Source organism: Rahnella bruchi (assembly GCF_003614975.1).
GTDB classification, from domain to species: domain Bacteria; phylum Pseudomonadota; class Gammaproteobacteria; order Enterobacterales; family Enterobacteriaceae; genus Rahnella; species Rahnella bruchi.
In genome coordinates this window covers 948,322-964,994 of the sequence record NZ_QZWI01000001.1, presented here as the reverse complement: position 1 = coordinate 964,994, position 16,673 = coordinate 948,322, and the positions used below count along the sequence as shown (strand labels likewise).

Here is a 16,673-nt window from a genome sequence, read left to right as displayed (position 1 = left end):
ATGGCAATCTCCGAGATCATTCAAACAGATAACGCGCCGCTGATTGATGTGCAAAACCTGTCGGTGACGTTTGGCGGACAGCGTGCGCTCAACGACATTTCCCTGCGGCTGATGCAGGGCGAAGTTCACTGCCTGGCGGGTACCAACGGCTGCGGGAAAAGTACGTTGATCAAAGTGATCTCGGGGGTTTATCAGCCGGATAACGGTTGCCAGATCACGCTCAGTTCGCCGTCCGGCGGCAGCCAGAGTTTCAGCAAATTGTCTCCGGATCAGGCGCGGCAATTTGGCGTGCAGGTGATTTATCAGGACTTGTCGCTGTTCCCGAATCTCAGCGTGTTCGAAAACATCGCCTTCGACCACAACCTGCAGGGGCTGATGGGCTGGTACCGTCCGTCCCGTCTGCGGGAAACCGCGCAGCGCATTCTGACAGAACTGAATTACACGCTGGATCTCGACAGCAAAGTCTCGACGCTGCCGATTGCCCAGCGTCAGCAGGTGGCTATTTGCCGTGCGCTGGTGGCCGATGCGCGTTTGGTGATTATGGATGAACCGACCGCCTCGCTGACCCGCACCGAAGTGAATCAGCTGCTGCGCACCGTGCATTACCTGAAAAGCAAAGGCATCAGCGTGGTGTTCGTCAGCCATCGTCTCGATGAAGTGCTGGAGATTTCCGACAGCGTGACGGTTATCCGTGATGGCAAAAAAGTCGGTACGTTCCCGGCATCTGAAGTCAGCAGCGAACGCCTGACCGAACTGATGACCGGCCTGAAACTCGATTACCGCCTCAAAGCCGCCAACATGAATGACGAACGCATCATGCTGGAAACCGACAAACTCAGCCGCGAAGGCCAGTATCACAACGTCAGCTTCAAACTGCACGCCGGAGAAGTGCTCGGTTTATGCGGACTGCTCGGCAGCGGTCGCACCGAACTGGCGCTCAGCCTGTTTGGCATGACCAAACCGGACAGCGGCAAAATCTATCTCGACAGCAAGCCGGTTCGTTTTCGCAGCCACGAAGACGCGATCAAATCCGGCGTCGGTTACGTCTCGGAAGATCGCCTGACGCTGGGTCTGATCCAGCAACAATCGGTCGGTGACAACACCGTGCTGGCGATCATGGATCAGTTGCGCAGCCGTTTTCACCTGATCGACGAATACCGCAAAAACAAGATCATCCAGCAGTGGATCGAAAAACTCGGCGTCAAAGTCGCCAGTCCTGAACAGGCGATTTCCACCCTTTCCGGCGGCAATCAGCAAAAGATCGTGCTCGCGAAATGGGTACTGACGCAGCCGAAAATCCTGATCCTCGATTCGCCAACGGTCGGCGTCGATGTCGGTGCAAAAGCCAGCATTTATCAGCTGATCCACCAGCTGGCGGAAGAGGGGATTTCCATTCTGCTGATTTCCGACGAAGTGCCGGAAGTCTATTTCAACTGCGACCGTGTGCTGCATTTCAGTGAGGGCACGGTGGTCGCGGAATATCTGCCGGGCGCGATTACCCAGCAACAACTTGCGGAGGCGGTCAATGCTTAAGCTCAGCCGGTTACGCCCGTCCAGTAACGAAGGCTATTTAGCCTGGGTATTGCTGGTGGTTATCGTCACCTTTTCATTACTCACCAATCAGTTTCTGACCTTACAGAACCTGCTGGATCTGACCGAAAGCTACGCCGTCAGCGGCATCTTTGCTCTCGGCCTGTTTGTGGTACTGGTCACCGGCGGTATCGATATTTCGTTCGCCGCCGTGGCCTCCGTCGTGCAGTACATCATCGCCACGCTGGCGATCCACTATGGCCTGAGCAGCCCGACCGGCAGCATTTTACTGGCTGCCGCCATCGGCACCGTGCTCGGAATGATCAACGCCATTCTGATCTACTGCCTGCGCATTGTGTCGATCATCGTCACCATCAGTATGCAGTCACTGCTGTTCGGCATGCTGATGTGGCTGACCAACGGCACCAGTCTGTACGACCTGCCGGACTGGCTGACCACGCCAATCCGCGTACTGCCGTTCAGCGTCGGCGAGCAACATTATCAGATTGGTTTACCGGTCGTCGTGATGCTGGCGGTCGCCGGGTTGAGCTGGATCCTGCTCAACAAAACCCATCTTGGACGCCAGCTGTTTGCCGTCGGCGGTGACCAGGAATCCGCGCGCCGTATCGGTATCCGCGTCGGATTGCTGCATCTGTTTGCTTACGGATATCTCGGCGCGATGGCGGCGATTGGCGGGCTGGTACAGGTATATCGCGTCGGTGAAGTGGTGCCGAATGCGCTGGTCGGCGGCGAGCTGGATGTGCTGGCTGCGGCAGTACTTGGCGGTGCCAGCCTCAACGGCGGCAAAGGTAGCGTAGTCGGCACATTGATGGGTGTGTTCCTGATTGGCGTGTTGAAAAACGGCCTCAATCTGATCGGTGTTTCCAGCTACTTCATGAATATCGTCATCGGCGTGGTGATCGTCGCGGCCATCACCGTCACCCATTATAAGAAACGCAAAGAAACCGAAGTCGGCTTCGCCTGAGGAAAATCGCTATGTTCGCAAAAAGCAGAAATGTGAGTCTTAAAGCGAAGCCCGATGCGCGGCCTCGCCAGAAAATCGGCAACCTGAAAATAGACAATACGACACTGGGATTATCGCTGTTATTGCTGGTGGTGATCATCGGTTTCAGCCTGGCGATGCCGGGGCGGTTCTTCAGTGACGCCACCTTTATGAGCGTCGCCTTCCAGTTGCCAGAACTCGGTTTACTGACGCTGGCGATGTTTATTCCGATCCTCAGTGGCGGCCTGAACCTGTGCATCATCGCCACCGCTAACCTGACCAGTTTACTGATGGCGTCGGTGTTTCTCACCTGGCTGCCGCCGGATGCCAGCATGGCGATGCAGGCAGTCTGGCTGACGCTGGCGCTGGTCGGCGCAATGATTCTGGCGCTGGTGATTGGCATGCTGACCGGCGCGCTGGTGGCGTACGTTGGCGCGCATCCGATTCTGGTGACGCTGGCGACCATGACTATGGTGAACGGCGTCGGCATTTACCTTTCACGCGGCGCGGCGTTAAGCGGAATGCCGGATATCGTGCGCTTTATCGGCGCAGAAACCCTGCTCGGGGTGCCGGTTCCACTGATTATCTTCCTGCTGACTGCGGCCTTAATCGCGGTGTTTTTAGAACGCACCCGCCTCGGCAAATACATCTACATGAGCGGCAGCAACATCAACGCCACCCATTTCAGCGGCGTAAATACCCACCGTGTGCTGATCGCCATCTATGTGATTTCCAGCATGTTATGCGTGATTGCCGGGCTGATTATGATGGCGCGTTTCAACTCGGCGCGCATGGGCTACGGCGATTCCTATCTGCTGCTGACGGTGCTGGCCATCATTCTCGGCGGCACGGATCCCAACGGCGGCTTCGGTAAAGTCGCGGGTGTCGTGCTCTCGCTGATTGTCCTGCAGGTGATTTCCACCGGCCTGAACCTGATGAACGTCAGCCCGCATTTCAGTCTTGCGATGTGGGGCGCGGTGCTGATTGTGGTGCTGGCGCTCAAATTCTTCCGCAGCCGTTATCTGCAAAAAAGGGCGGGGCGAATGAGCGCTGCCAAAGCGCGGGCGGCTCAACCTTAAACACCCTTTTAACATTGCCTCTGACTTAGGAAAACATCATGGAATACAAAATTTCTCCGTCGCTGATGTGCATGAGCCTGATCGATATTAAACAGCAACTCGAGGTGCTGAACCGCCGCGCCGACATGCTGCACATCGACATCATGGACGGCCATTACGTCAAAAACATCACGCTGTCGCCGTTCTTTATCGAGCAGATCCGTCCGCACACGCCGCTGATCCTGGACGTGCATATGATGGTGGAAAACCCGGCTGACTTTATCGAGCCGATAGCCCGTGCCGGGGCCGATTTTATTTGTCCGCATGCCGAAACCATCAACCGCGACGCGTTTCGCATCATCAATCAGATCCGCTCGCTGGGTAAGAAAGTCGGCGTGGTGCTCAACCCCGCGACGCCGGTGGAGTACATCCAGCACTACATTCATTTGCTGGATAAAATCACCGTGATGACCGTGGATCCGGGTTATGCCGGTCAGCCGTTCATTCCTGAAATGCTCGGAAAAATCGCCCAGCTGCGTGATCTCAAACAGCAAAAAGGTTACCGCTATCTGATCGAAATCGACGGATCCTGCAACCTGCGTACCTATCAGGATCTGATGGGTGCAGGCGCAGAAGTGCTGATCGTCGGCAGCTCCGGTCTGTTCACGCTGGACAACGATCTTGATGTTGCCTGGGACAAAATGCTCGATCAGATGCGTCAGGCGCGTCACGCAGCCTGAGGGCAGGAGAGCCGTATGCCGCACTTTCTTGGAGTGGATGTCGGGGGCACCAATACCCGTTTAATGCTGATGGACAGCCAGCAAAATTTTCGCGGCTACCACAAAACCCCGACCCAAAGCTGGGCGGGGCAGACTGACCCGTTGCGGGGGCTGGAAAACCTGATCACGACGTATTTGCAGGAACTAGATCCGCATCATCAGGTGGCACAGGTGATGCTCGGGCTGCCGGGCGTCCTGTCGCGTGACCGGCAAACGGTGTTGTCGCTGCCGTTTATCTCCGCGCTGGATAACCAGCCGGTGGCGGCGCTGCTCTCGGAGCTTTTGCACCTGCCGGTGGCGATGGACAAAGACGTTAACCATCTGATGTGGTGGGATTTAACGCAGCACAGCGCGCTGCCGGATGTCGCCGTCGGGCTGTATCTCGGCACCGGCCTGGGCAACAGTTTGTGGATCAACGGGGATTTTTACCACGGCGCGCACGGCGGTGCAGGCGAGCTGGGGCACATTCCGCTGGCGGGGAATCCGCTACTCTGTCCGTGCGGCAAAACCGGCTGCGTCGAAACGCTGACTTCCGGCAACTGGCTGACCGGCTGGGCGCGGCAACATGCGCCACAAACGCCGTTCGCTGATCTGTTTGTGCGTCATGCAGGGCATGTGGATTTAACCGAATTTGTGGCACGACTGGCGCGCACCGTTGCCAGCGAAATGAACATTCTGGATCCCGAATATTTAGTGCTGGGCGGCGGTGTGCTGGCGATGGATAACTTCCCGCTGGCCGAACTCGAACTGCAGTTACGCAGCCATTTACGCAGTCCGTATCCGGCGAACGGCCTGACTATTCATTTCAGCGCCGTCACCGACGAGACCGGTTGTCGTGGCGCATGTTTAGCCGCACAGCGCGTTTTTCCGACACAGCCAGCACTGGCTGCCGGAACATTTTCCTTCAGGAGAGAGGCATGAACAAAGGCAAGGTATGCGTATTTGGTTCTTTCAACCTCGATATCGTCGCAGGCATGGCGCGTTTCCCTAAACCGGGAGAATCCCTGATTGCCCGTAACAGCATGATGGGCGCGGGCGGCAAGGGCGCAAACCAGGCGGTCGCTGCGCTGCGTGCCGGTGCGCGGGTGCATTACATCGGCAAAGTGGGACGCGATGATTTCGGCATGTTTGCCCGACGCCACCTCGACAGCGCCGGATTCGATGCTGTGACGCTGTTTTCCACCAGCGAATACCCGACCGGAAATGCGCTGATTTATGTCGCCGGAGCCGATGCCGAAAACATGATTGCGGTCGATCCTGGCGCAAATCTGACTGTTACCGACGAAGAAGTCGAACAGTGCCGTCCGGCTGTTGCGGCGGCGGATATCCTGCTGACCCAGCTCGAAAACAATCTGTCAGCGATTGAAAAACTGATCGGCATCGCGAAGGACAACGGCACCTACATTATCCTCAACCCCGCGCCGTTCCAGCCGGTTTCCGACCATCTGCTGGCACAGGTGGATTTACTCACCCCGAACGCCACGGAATGCACGCTGCTGACCGGTATTGAAGTCCGTGATATCCCCTCCGCCGGACGCGCCGCCCATGCGCTGCACGCCAAAGGGATCCAGGCGTTGATCATCACCTTAGGCACGCAGGGCGCACTGCTTTCGGTGAACGGCGAAACGCAGATTATTCATGCCTGTCCGGCCACACCGGTCGATACCACCGGTGCTGGCGATGCTTTCAACGGCGCGCTGGCGTCTCAGCTCGCCGCCGGCGCTAGCCTCCCCGAAGCCGCACAGTTCGCCTCCGCCTACGCGTCTGTTTGTGTGGAACGCGCAGGTGCCGCGGCATCGATGCCGACATACGAAGAAGCACGGGAAAGGATGGGGGTTGCGGTGATTTGAATCGGCTTTCTTCTGCTCCTCCCCTGTGAAGGGGGAGGAGCAAAACCAGAGGCTTAAATTACTTCAGCCAGCCCTGCTGGTGGGCATTATCCAGATGACCGCGGATATGCAGCCAAAGCTCCGGATGGATATCGGCGATAAAGGCATTGCGCGCCAGTACCTGCTCCAGACGAATATTGTTTTCCACCCAGCTCTGACCCTGATTATTCAGGTTCATGACCATCGGCATCACGCGGTCGATCACCAGCGCAAAACGCGCTTCCGGGGTTTCGCCCGCTTCGTATTCATTCCACAAATCCAGAAACTGCGTGCTCAGCGGCGCAGGCAGCAGGCCGAACAGACGGTTTGCGGCAATGATTTCCTGATCGTGAACCGCCGCACGGGCAGCAAGATCGTAAACCAGCACATCACCGGCATCGATTTCGACGATGTCGTGGATAAGCGCCATCCGGATAACTTTATTAATATCCACGCCTTCTGGCGCGAAAGGTGCCAGCGACATCGCTGCAACGGCGAAGTGCCAGCTATGTTCTGCGGAGTTTTCCTGACGCTCGGTGCCTAACACTTTGGTGCGACGTTGCACACTTTTCAGTTTGTCGATTTCCATGAGGAACTGAAAAACTTCGGTCATTGCACCGAAATTAAGCGGGGTAGTTGCTGCAGACATAGTCAAACCTTAGTCAAATTGACGACATTGTTAACGGCGTTATCAGAGATTTCCGGTACACCTTAATCGCTTGATGACAAAAAATCATGTTTTTGGGTGCGGAAATTCCCGCTGTCGTCAGAATGTCACATGAGTAAATTATAAACAAAGTGAATGAATTGAAGGAATTCCAGACAGAGTCATAATGAAATGATGATCCCGCTAAGAGACTGTTACATCGGGAAATACTCATTTTAAGCTTACAGGTGTACACTGGAATGGTTCTCAGCTACTCTGCTAGCGGTATGATTTATAATCAGCAGGAATAAACCGCTGAAGAATTCAATATCTTGTGTATTTTCATAAATTTTTGCCTCGAGGGTTCTCAACGTATGGGTAAGTTGTCTCCATCACCACAGGGATATCCGTGGGCTGAAGAAATCGCCAACAGCCTGAGTCATGGTGTTGGTCTGGTATTTGGGATTGTCGGTCTGGTGCTGTTACTGGTTCAGGCGGTGGGCGATAACGCCAGCGCGATGGCCATCACCAGCTACAGTTTGTACGGCGGCAGCATGATTTTGCTGTATCTGGCCTCCACGCTGTATCACGCGATACCGCATCAGAAAGCCAAATACTGGCTGAAAAAATTTGACCACTGCGCGATTTATCTGCTGATCGCAGGAACCTACACGCCGTTCCTGCTGGTCGGGCTTAACTCCCCGCTGGCGAAAGGACTGATGGCGGTGATCTGGGGGCTGGCGCTGTTCGGTGTGATTTTTAAACTGGCGTTTGCGCACCGTTTTGAGGTGCTTTCGCTGGTGACGTATCTGACGATGGGCTGGCTGTCACTGATCGTGATTTACCAGCTGGCGACCAAACTTTCGCTGGGCGGCGTGACATTGCTGGCGCTGGGCGGCGTGGTGTACACACTGGGCGTCATTTTCTACGCTTCGAAACGGTTTCGTTTCGGTCACGCTATCTGGCACGGGTTCGTGCTCGGCGGCAGTGCCTGCCACTTTTTAGCCATCTATTTTTACGTCTGATTTGTTAAGTGAAAGACAGTAAAAGAGAAGCGGAGCCTGATGCTCCGCTTTTTTCATGCGCGTTATTTCTTACTCACGTCATCAGACCACCATTGCACCAGCGAAGGCACCGGTCGTAAATCATAATGCGCATCACCCAGCAGATGATTAAGGATTTTCGCTGAGCGCCACGCGGTCAGCGTCAGTTGACCTTCGGCGCTGCCGTGGCTGTGAATACCGGCGTTTACCGCGTAAATCCGGTTCTGCTCTGGCCCGTCCCAGCGCAGATTGAAATTCGGCTGAAGCGGCAAATGTTGCTCGCGGTCATAGGGAATGCGGTTCAGCAACGGCCCGAGATAATCCGGTAAACCGGGACGGTAGCCGGTCGCCAGGATCACGATATCGGCATTAAAATGTTCCTCGCATTTTTCCAGCCCATGTTTTGCCTGCAAACTGAAATCACCCCCGGCGTTACGCACGATATGATCGAGCGCGCGGTGCGGCAATAAACGCACGTTACGCGGCTGATGCAGTACGTCGAAACGGTGATAAAGCTGCTTATAAATATCTTCCAGCGTGTGATAACTGATGCCGTCTGAGGGTAATTTTTGCGTTTCGATTTCCTGCCCGCGCACGTCTTCCGGCAGCGTATAAAAGTAATTCACATACTCCGGCGTGAAATATTCATTGGTGAAAATAGATTCATCCAGCGGCTGAAAATTCGGGCGTCGTGATATCCAGCTCAGTTCGGCGAACTCGCCCCAGTGGCCGCTCAGCGCATTGAGAATAATGTCAGCGCCGCTTTGACCCCCACCGATAATCGCCACACGTTTGCCGGTGAAATCAGGCTCACGCAGTTCAATCTCGGCGGCATGGAAACAGTTATCCCCCAGCGCCGACCGTGCCGGTTTGGGGATCCACGGCGCATGGCCGGTGCCGAGGCAAATATTGCGCGCACGATGCTCGCCTTTTTCACTCTGCACGATAAATTCCTGCCGCTTATCGTCGAAATCAATTCGCTTAACCGGCTCTGAGAAATGCAGATCAGGGATGCGGTCGCACGCCCAACGCAGATAATCGGAAAACTCGTCGCGGCTGATAATCAGCTGTTCCGTCGCCAGAAAGCGGTAAATTTTCTTCTGTTCCACCAGATAATTGATGAAAGAAAATTCGCTGCGCGGGGCGACAGTGGTCACCAGATCCTGCAAAACATAGGTTTGCATGGTGGCCGTCGGCAGCAGCATACCGGGGTGCCAGCTGAATTCCGGATTGGCGTCGAAGAAAGCGGCGTCGAGTTTTCCGGTATCTTTTGCCATCGCGGCGAGGCTTAAGTTAAAGGGACCGATACCAATACCTATCAAATCCTTCGCGGACATCTTTCTGTTCCTTATGTTTTTAGGATATTTTGGAAACTCTGTTAAGCATAGGTCAGCCGCCAGTTGCTGACATTTTTCTCGATAACTTATCGAAATATTCCTAAACTCCGTCACTTCGCCGTTTCTTACTCAATGATTAGAAAGGATTTGCTATGACCAGCCTGCGCCGTTTTAAACAAGTTGATGTGTTCACCGCCGAGCCACTTAAAGGCAATGCACTGGCCGTTATACTCGATGCCGAAGGGCTGACAGATGCCGAAATGTTTGCGATGGCCCGCTGGACTAATCTTGCGGAAACGGCGTTTGTGCTCAAACCGGCTTCATCGGAAGCGGATTATCGTGTGCGGATTTTTACCACCGATAAGGAGCTGCCGTTCGCCGGACACCCGACGCTCGGCACGGCGTACGCGCTGTTGCAAAGCGGGCTGAAACCAAAAAATGACGGTTATCTGGTGCAGGAATGCGGCGTGGGGCTGGTGCAGGTGAAACAGCTGGCCGAAGGCGGACAGGCATTTTGCGCGCCGCCAGCACAGCAGACACCACTTGAAAGTCAGCATCTTGAATTGCTGACCACGGCGTTACGCGGTGGAAAGATTCAGGCAGATGTCACGCCGGTCGAAGTCGATATGGGGATCATCTGGCTGGTGGTGCGGATGGAAAGCGCGCAGGATTGCCTGAACATTACCGCCGATGCCGCGGCTGTCAGCCAGCTGCAAACGCAGCTGGGCATTAACGGCATCGCCGTCTACGGTCTGCACGATAAAAACGGTCCGGCGGATTATGAAGTGCGGGCGATTATTGATGAGGAGGGGGTGCTGAAAGAAGATCCGGTCACCGGCAGCGCCAATGCCTGCCTGGCGCGGGTGCTGAAAGCGGCGAATTTCCCAGACGGCGCACATATGGCGGAAACTTACCGCGTGCGTCAGGGCACTAAATTGCAGCGCGATGGCCGTGTCACCGTGACATTTGTCGATGGCGAACCCTGGGTCGGTGGCGAAACCTGTACGCTCATCGACGGCACGTTAGATCTCTGATCAGCGTGGCGCCAGCCCATGTTGCGCCGTCTGTAACAGGTGAATGAACGCCTGCATATAGGGCGTGGTATTCAGGTTATGGCGATGCAGCAGCCATGTGCGGTTTTTTACCGTCGTGCCGTCCACGTTGATCGGGCGGCGGTAAAAATGTTCCGGCAGCGGTAAATACGTGGCGACAATCGCGTATCCCAGTCCGTGTTCCACCATCGCCATACAGACTTCCAGTTTGTCGACTTCCATCGTGATATTCGGCGCATGGGAAAAATGGGCATTCCACCAGCGTTCAATCAGTTGCGTGACATGCGCGCCGTGATGGATTTTTATTTGCGGCATGTGCGGCAGCAGAGCGAAATCAAAATCCTGACTGTTGACCAGCACATAGTCGTCTTCCTCAATAAGATGTTTGGCTTCCTTCCAGTTAAAATCGTCCTTTACCAGCGCCATATCAATTTCGCCGCGCAGCAGTTTCTGAATGATTTCCTCGCTAAAACCACTCATCAGATTTACGCGGATCCCCGGATGCGTTTGCCGGAACTGACTGAGCAGCGGCGGCAGACGATAAGCCGCATAGTTACTCGACACGCCCAGCGAAATTTCTCCTTGCTGTTCCTGATCCAGACTGTGCAGATTGAGTTTCAGCTGCTGCAAATCATTTAAAACATTCACCGCGTGCTGCGCCAGATATTCGCCCTGCGCACTGAAGGTCAGCCCCTTTTGCCCCTCTTCAAATAAACGGATCGCCAGCTTGCGTTCAATCTGACGTAAACGGTAACTGAGTGCAGGCTGCGAGGTGTAAAGCTGCTCCGCCGCGCGGGTAATGTTTTTATGCTGATATACCGCCCGCAGGATCAGCCAGTCTTTCTCATTCATCGTTTTCCGCCATCCGTAAAATCTTACAGCCATAAAATAATTTTTGCGTAAAAAGCGCAACAGATAAAAAGGCTCAATTTGACCGAAAACGCCAAAAGCCCTATTTCTGTTAGTCATAGAGACGAGTTATCGCAACGCCACAATCCATTCATCCGAAAATAATTTTTGGTTTTGCACCATCGCAGGGAATAAATATGTCGGATTGCACTACATCAGTTCATAACCACAACCAACACAATGTTCAGATTATCGCTGCCGTGGATTCACTCGCCCCGCAGGTCACCGCGCTGGCACTGAATATTCACGCCAATCCGGAACTGAGTTTTGAGGAAGTAAATTCTGCTGCTGCGCTGATTGCCCCTTTGCGCACAGCCGGTTTTGAAATTGAAGAACAGCTTGGTGGCCTGCCGACGGCGTTTCGCGCGACCTTTGACAGCGGAAAACCAGGCCCGGTGATTTCGCTGCTGGCGGAATACGATGCGCTGGTCGATCTCGGGCATGCCTGCGGTCATAACCTGATCGGCACCGCGTCGGTCACTGCCGCACTGGCGCTGAAACAAGTTTCGCACCTGCTGACCGGCAAGCTCGAAGTGGTGGGAACGCCGGCGGAAGAAGAGGGGGGCGGAAAAATTATCCTCAGCGACAAAGGATTCTTCGACCACGTTGACGCGGTGATGATGTTCCATCCTCGCGATAAAACCATGGTGGTGCGCGGCGGTCTGGCCTGCGTCGATGCGGTGTTTAAATTCTATGGCAAAGCGGCGCATGCGGCATCGGCACCGCAAAACGGTATCAGCGCGCTGGACGCCGTGATCCACACCTTCAACGGCATTAACGCGTTGCGTCAGTTATTCACCGATGACGTGCGTGTCCACGGCATTATCTCCGAAGGCGGCAGCGCCACCAATATCGTTCCGGCTTACAGCGAGGCGAAGTTTCTGATGCGCGCCAGCACGGTCAGAGGGCTGAGCATTGTTAAACAAAAAGTGTTTGATGCCGCGCGAGGTGCTGCACTGATGACCGGCGCCCGTCTGGAAATCGAAGAAGGGCTGACTTACGCCGAGCGTAATAACAACCTGACGCTGGCGGAATACTTCAAACAGAATCTGGAAATTCTCGGTGTGGAAGTGGTGCCACCACCGAAAAGCGGCGGTATCGGCTCTTCTGATATCGGCAATGTCAGCCAGATTACGGCGGCGATCCATCCTTATATCCGCATCGGCGACGTGCTGCCGCATACGCCGGAATTCGCTCAGGCCGCAGGTTCAGAGGCGGGCTTACAGGCCATGTTGCAGGCGGCTAAAGCGCTGGCGATGACTGCAACGGATTTGTGTCAGGACGCCGACAAACTTCAGGCGGTTCGCGACGAGTTTTTAAGCTGGAAGTCCCATTTTTAACTTAACAATCAAAATAATAACTTTGGGTGAGAGGAAATAATCGTGATGAAGAAGACACTGACGGCTGTCGTTCTGGCACTGACATTTGGCTGCGCGCTGGCGCATGCCGATGGGGAAACTTTGCGTGTGGCGGCCGATTTAGGTTATCCGCCATTCCAGTACCGTGATGCAGCGGGGACGCCAACCGGTTTTGAAATCGACGTGACCAACGCGATTTGCACGGAGATGAAGGTGAAATGCGAATTTGTCGTCAGCAGTTTTGATGCCGAGATCCCGTCGCTTATCGCCAAAAAAGTCGATTTTATTTCACCGCAGGGCGCGACAGAAAAACGCCGTAAAGTGATCGACTTCAGCGATTTTGTGTACCACATTCCGACCAGACTGGTGGTGGCAAAAGGCAGTCCGCTGCTGCCGACGCCGGAATCGTTGCAGGGCAAACGTATAGCGGTTCAGCAGGGCTCGATTCAGGAAATGTACGCCAATACGTTCTGGCAGCCGAAAGGCGTGGAAGTGGTGGCATATGCCGATCAGGACACCATTTATCAGGACCTGATTGCCGGACGTCTGGATGCGGCACTGAGCCCGGCGGTTGCCGTTACTTTCGGTTTCCTTAACAAACCGGAAGGCAACAATTTTACCCTGACCGGCCCGGAAGTCCGTGACGACAAACTGTTCAGTATCGGCTCATCTTACGGCCTGCGTAAGGGCGACGATCACATCAAAAAACTGCTCAATGACGGTCTGGCGAAAATCATCGCCGACGGCACCTGGGAAAAGATTAAGACTAAATACTTTGGCCCGCTGGATATTTCCGTTCATCAGGAAAAGGCCCAATAATGCTGCTGCGTCCGCCGGTTCGTGAACATTTATTGCCCCTGATGGATGGCCTGTTGCGCGAGTTTTCCACGCTGCACCGGCTTTCCGGTTGCGAGGATGCTGAACAGGCGGCTCGGCGCATGGTGTCTTTGTTGCAGGAACAGGGGCTGGACGCCCGTTTGATGCATTGTCCGTTGTATCTCAGCGATCCGCTGGCCGGACGTTTACGTTTGCCGGAACATCCGCAATGGCAGTGCGAAGCCAAAACCCGTTCTTTCTCGGCGCACTGTCCGCAGGGTGTCGAAGGGCGTGCCTGTTACGATGCCGCAGCCTGTGAACCGCGCACAGATGTCGAATGGAAAAGCTGGGCGCAGGACGTAAGAGGCAAAATCGTTATCGCCGGGCAGGGCTTTGAAGATTACGTGCAACGCTTGTGCGCGGCAGGTGCCGCCGGGCTTATCCACATCTGGGGATCGGCGGAAACAGCGCTGCATGAAGAAACCGTCGGGCCGGTCTGGGGCACGCCGGAACCGGACGATTTTCTACGTTATCCTCGACTGCCGGTGATTTGCGTCAATCAGCAGGACGGGCAACGGTTGCTGGCACAACTCCAGCGCGAGCCGCTTTTGGTGCTGGAAATCGCCACCGAACTGAATTTCCACGTCGCCGAATGCAGCATGCCGCTAGTGGATATTCCCGGCACCACACCGGAATTTGTGCTGCTTTCTTCGCATTATGACTCCTGGCATGAAGGCGTCACGGACAACGCCACCGGCAATGCGCTGTGTCTGGCGATGGCGATCCATTTCCATCAGCAGCCGCGAACGCTGTTGCGCGGGCTGCGGATCATCTGGTGGCCCGGACATTCCAATGCCCGCTATGGCGGCTCGACGTGGTATGCCGACAATTACCGCCAGCAGCTTAGGCAGCATTGTGTGGGGCATATCAATGTTGATTCGCCCGGTTGTCTTGATGCCGTGGACGTTGTGCTCAATGCCAGCGGTGCGGAATCGCACGTGTTTCTCAACGCCGCCGTGGAAGCCGTGACCGGCGAACCGGCGCGTCGTATCACGCCGCTGGGCAAAGGCGGCGATCAGTCATTCTGGGGATGCGGTTTGCCTCTGCATTTTGCGTTTCGCGAAGTGCCGCTGGAAAAAACCAGTCAGTCACCGGGCAGTGGCGGAGGCTGGTGGTGGCACACCGAAGCGGATACTTACGATAAAGTGGATCTGAATATTCTCTGGCGCGATACGCAGATCCACGCGCACTGGCTGGAATGTCTGCTGACGCAGCCCACGTTGCCACTGGATCCGCTGGCGTATCTGAACAGCTTGCAGCAATCACTGACAGAACTGATGCGCACTATTTCCCCTGAATTTGATCTGCGGTCAGTGGCTGAAAAATTACAGCAATTACAGCCCGTTCTGACAGAACTGACGACGAAGTGGCAGACGGATCCAATGAAGTGGCAGCCGCAGTTAAAACAGGCTATCGCAGGTTTGCATCGCCTGAGATACAGCTCGGTGGATGATTTCCATTACGACCTGAGCTATCGCGGCGGCGCATTTCCCGGTTTTCAGGAACTGGCTGCACAGCGCGAAGAGACATCACCGGAAATGTGGCTGATGATGACCACGCGCTTCTGCCGTCAGCGCGATCGTGCCCTGTCATTACTCGAAAATGTGGCGGCTATTTGTCGCATAGTGGAATCGAAGGCATAACGGAAGCCACCGGGGACCGACTGATGAAAATGATCACCTGCACTGAGTGCGAGCACGCTGTTGCGATTCTGGATATTTTTAATGATGCGATCCTGACATCCACGGCGTTGTATGATTATAAACCGCGACATATCGACTGTATGACTCCCTGGTTTGCCACTAAACTGACCAATAACGTCCCGGTGCTCGGACTGGAAGACGGGCAGGGGACGCTGCTGGGCTTCGCCAGTTACGGCACCTTTCGCGCCTGGCCCATCAGACAAGCGGCTTTTAAATTCGACCGCTGGCTGGATCTGGCCTTTTATCAGCAGATCCTTGATACGCCACTAAAACCGGTAGAAGGCTGAATACTCTGCGCCGAATGAGAAAGCAAGAGCCGGAGGGCGGCTGTAAGGTCAGCGGTATAAGCTCACTTCACTGAGCTGGAAAACGTGAGGCAAATAAAATGTCAGGTAAAACCGCAATCCCCGCTAAAACCGGAACGCAAACACAAATGAGTGCACAAGCGCTGGATCCACGCTGGCAGGCCGTTGTCAGCTGCGATGCAACGGCAGACGGCAAATTTGTCTATGCCGTCAAAACTACCGGGATTTACTGCGCGCCTTCCTGTTCGTCGCGTCAGCCGAAGCCGGAAAATATCCTCTATTTTGATGACGCCGAATCAGCCGAACAGGCCGGATTTCGCCCCTGTAAGCGTTGCCGTCAGGGACTGGTCTCACTGGCGCAATTTCACGCTCAGCGCGTGACACAGGCTTGCCGGTTACTGGAACAATCCGCCGACATGCTGACGCTTAACCAGCTGGCCGCCGAAGTGGGCATCAGTGCTTATCATTTCCATCGTCTGTTTAAAGCGCAAACCGGGGTGACACCGAAAGAATATCAGCAGGCACAGCGCGCCCGTCGCGTGCGTGAAAAACTGACAGAATCGTCGACCGTCACCGAGGCTATTCACGCGGCGGGCTATCCTTCCGATGGTCGGTTTTATGAAACCTCCGCAGCGACGCTTGGCATGACGCCGCAGAATTTTCGCTGCGGTGGCCGCGACGTGCGCGTCTGGTTTGCCATCGGCAACTCTTCATTTGGCGATCTTCTGGTGGCTGAAAGTCAGCGTGGGATCTGCGCCATTTTGCTGGGAGACGATCCTGAAAAGCTGATCAGTGAGCTGCAAAACAGTTTTCCACAAGCGGAATTATTGGGTGGCGATCCGGAGTTCGAACAGCGAATTGCTACGGTTGTTGGCTTTGTCGAAGCGCCCCATATCGGGCTGGATTTGCCACTGGATATTCGCGGGACGGCTTTTCAGCAACGCGTGTGGCAGGCATTACGTGATATCCCGCCGGGAAATACTGCCAGCTATGCCGAGATTGCCAGTAAAATTGGCTCACCTAAATCAGTCCGCGCCGTGGCCGGTGCCTGCGCCGCGAATTTGCTGGCGGTCGCCATTCCCTGCCATCGGGTGGTAAAAACCGGCGGTAATATTTCTGGTTATCGCTGGGGCGTGGAACGAAAACGCAGTTTGCTGGCGCGGGAAGAGAAAGGCTGACTATACTCAGCTGACTTGATGATTTTCC

At 55.1% G+C, this 16,673-nt stretch carries 16 protein-coding genes; 13 read left to right on the top strand and 3 right to left on the bottom strand.

What is annotated here, in order from left to right; translation table 11 throughout:
• From D5398_RS04630 to rbsK, 6 genes are read left to right on the top strand one after another with little or no spacing between them, the layout of a single operon-like run.
• Positions 1–1,533 carry a sugar ABC transporter ATP-binding protein gene (locus D5398_RS04630; protein WP_120506520.1) on the top strand — a complete coding sequence of 511 codons (1,533 nt, stop codon included), beginning with the start codon at positions 1–3 and terminating at the stop codon, positions 1,531–1,533.
• Positions 1,526–2,515, top strand: coding sequence for an ABC transporter permease (locus D5398_RS04625; RefSeq protein WP_120506519.1), 990 nt, complete (start codon positions 1,526–1,528; stop codon positions 2,513–2,515). The genes D5398_RS04630 and D5398_RS04625 overlap by 8 nt, the downstream gene beginning before the upstream one ends.
• 11 nt (positions 2,516–2,526) lie before the next feature.
• Positions 2,527–3,612, top strand: coding sequence for an ABC transporter permease (locus D5398_RS04620; RefSeq protein ID WP_120506518.1), 1,086 nt, complete (start codon positions 2,527–2,529; stop codon positions 3,610–3,612).
• A 38-nt stretch (positions 3,613–3,650) separates the two neighbouring features.
• On the top strand, positions 3,651–4,331 hold the full coding sequence (alsE, locus tag D5398_RS04615; protein WP_120506517.1) for a D-allulose 6-phosphate 3-epimerase: 681 nt from the start codon (positions 3,651–3,653) through the stop codon (positions 4,329–4,331).
• Between the two features lie 15 nt (positions 4,332–4,346).
• The gene (gene alsK / locus D5398_RS04610) at positions 4,347–5,291 is read left to right on the top strand and encodes an allose kinase (RefSeq protein WP_120506516.1); all 945 of its coding nucleotides are present in this window, start codon (positions 4,347–4,349) and stop codon (positions 5,289–5,291) included.
• Positions 5,288–6,220 (top strand): ribokinase, encoded by a 933-nt coding sequence (gene rbsK, locus D5398_RS04605; protein ID WP_120506515.1) that lies wholly within the window; start codon positions 5,288–5,290, stop codon positions 6,218–6,220. The genes alsK and rbsK overlap by 4 nt, the downstream gene beginning before the upstream one ends.
• A gap of 58 nt (positions 6,221–6,278) precedes the next feature.
• Here rbsK and D5398_RS04600 read toward each other — a convergent pair whose 3' ends face one another.
• Complete coding sequence (locus D5398_RS04600) at positions 6,279–6,887, bottom strand: HD domain-containing protein (RefSeq protein WP_120506514.1); 609 nt, start codon at positions 6,885–6,887, stop codon at positions 6,279–6,281.
• A 371-nt stretch (positions 6,888–7,258) separates the two neighbouring features.
• Here D5398_RS04600 and trhA point away from each other — a divergent pair, with 371 nt between their 5' ends.
• Entirely contained in the window at positions 7,259–7,909 is a 651-nt protein-coding gene (gene trhA / locus D5398_RS04595; RefSeq protein WP_095924849.1) for a PAQR family membrane homeostasis protein TrhA, read from the top strand.
• A gap of 62 nt (positions 7,910–7,971) precedes the next feature.
• Here trhA and D5398_RS04590 read toward each other — a convergent pair whose 3' ends face one another.
• Positions 7,972–9,264: a lysine N(6)-hydroxylase/L-ornithine N(5)-oxygenase family protein gene (locus D5398_RS04590; RefSeq protein WP_120506513.1), complete on the bottom strand. Its 1,293-nt coding sequence runs from the start codon at positions 9,262–9,264 to the stop codon at positions 7,972–7,974.
• A 152-nt stretch (positions 9,265–9,416) separates the two neighbouring features.
• Between D5398_RS04590 and D5398_RS04585 the strand changes: the two genes are divergently transcribed.
• Positions 9,417–10,298 carry a PhzF family phenazine biosynthesis protein gene (locus D5398_RS04585; protein WP_120506512.1) on the top strand — a complete coding sequence of 294 codons (882 nt, stop codon included), beginning with the start codon at positions 9,417–9,419 and terminating at the stop codon, positions 10,296–10,298.
• Here the strand turns inward: D5398_RS04585 and D5398_RS04580 are convergent, their stop codons facing one another.
• The gene (locus D5398_RS04580; RefSeq protein ID WP_120506687.1) at positions 10,299–11,168 is read right to left on the bottom strand and encodes a LysR family transcriptional regulator; all 870 of its coding nucleotides are present in this window, start codon (positions 11,166–11,168) and stop codon (positions 10,299–10,301) included.
• A 194-nt stretch (positions 11,169–11,362) separates the two neighbouring features.
• On the opposite strand from D5398_RS04580, the gene D5398_RS04575 reads away from it, so the two are divergent.
• The 5 genes from D5398_RS04575 to ada all read left to right on the top strand — a co-directional run bounded on the left by D5398_RS04575 (position 11,363) and on the right by ada (position 16,645).
• Positions 11,363–12,565 (top strand): M20 family metallopeptidase, encoded by a 1,203-nt coding sequence (locus D5398_RS04575; protein WP_120506511.1) that lies wholly within the window; start codon positions 11,363–11,365, stop codon positions 12,563–12,565.
• 42 nt (positions 12,566–12,607) lie between these two features.
• A complete protein-coding gene (locus tag D5398_RS04570) occupies positions 12,608–13,402 on the top strand; it encodes a transporter substrate-binding domain-containing protein (protein WP_120506510.1) in 795 nt (264 codons plus the stop codon).
• The gene (locus tag D5398_RS04565; protein WP_120506509.1) at positions 13,402–15,102 is read left to right on the top strand and encodes a M28 family peptidase; all 1,701 of its coding nucleotides are present in this window, start codon (positions 13,402–13,404) and stop codon (positions 15,100–15,102) included. The genes D5398_RS04570 and D5398_RS04565 overlap by 1 nt, the downstream gene beginning before the upstream one ends.
• A gap of 23 nt (positions 15,103–15,125) precedes the next feature.
• Positions 15,126–15,449 (top strand): GNAT family N-acetyltransferase, encoded by a 324-nt coding sequence (locus D5398_RS04560; RefSeq protein WP_120506508.1) that lies wholly within the window; start codon positions 15,126–15,128, stop codon positions 15,447–15,449.
• A gap of 98 nt (positions 15,450–15,547) precedes the next feature.
• Positions 15,548–16,645 carry a bifunctional DNA-binding transcriptional regulator/O6-methylguanine-DNA methyltransferase Ada gene (gene ada / locus D5398_RS04555; protein ID WP_120506507.1) on the top strand — a complete coding sequence of 366 codons (1,098 nt, stop codon included), beginning with the start codon at positions 15,548–15,550 and terminating at the stop codon, positions 16,643–16,645.
• Positions 16,646–16,673: the final 28 nt, after the last annotated feature.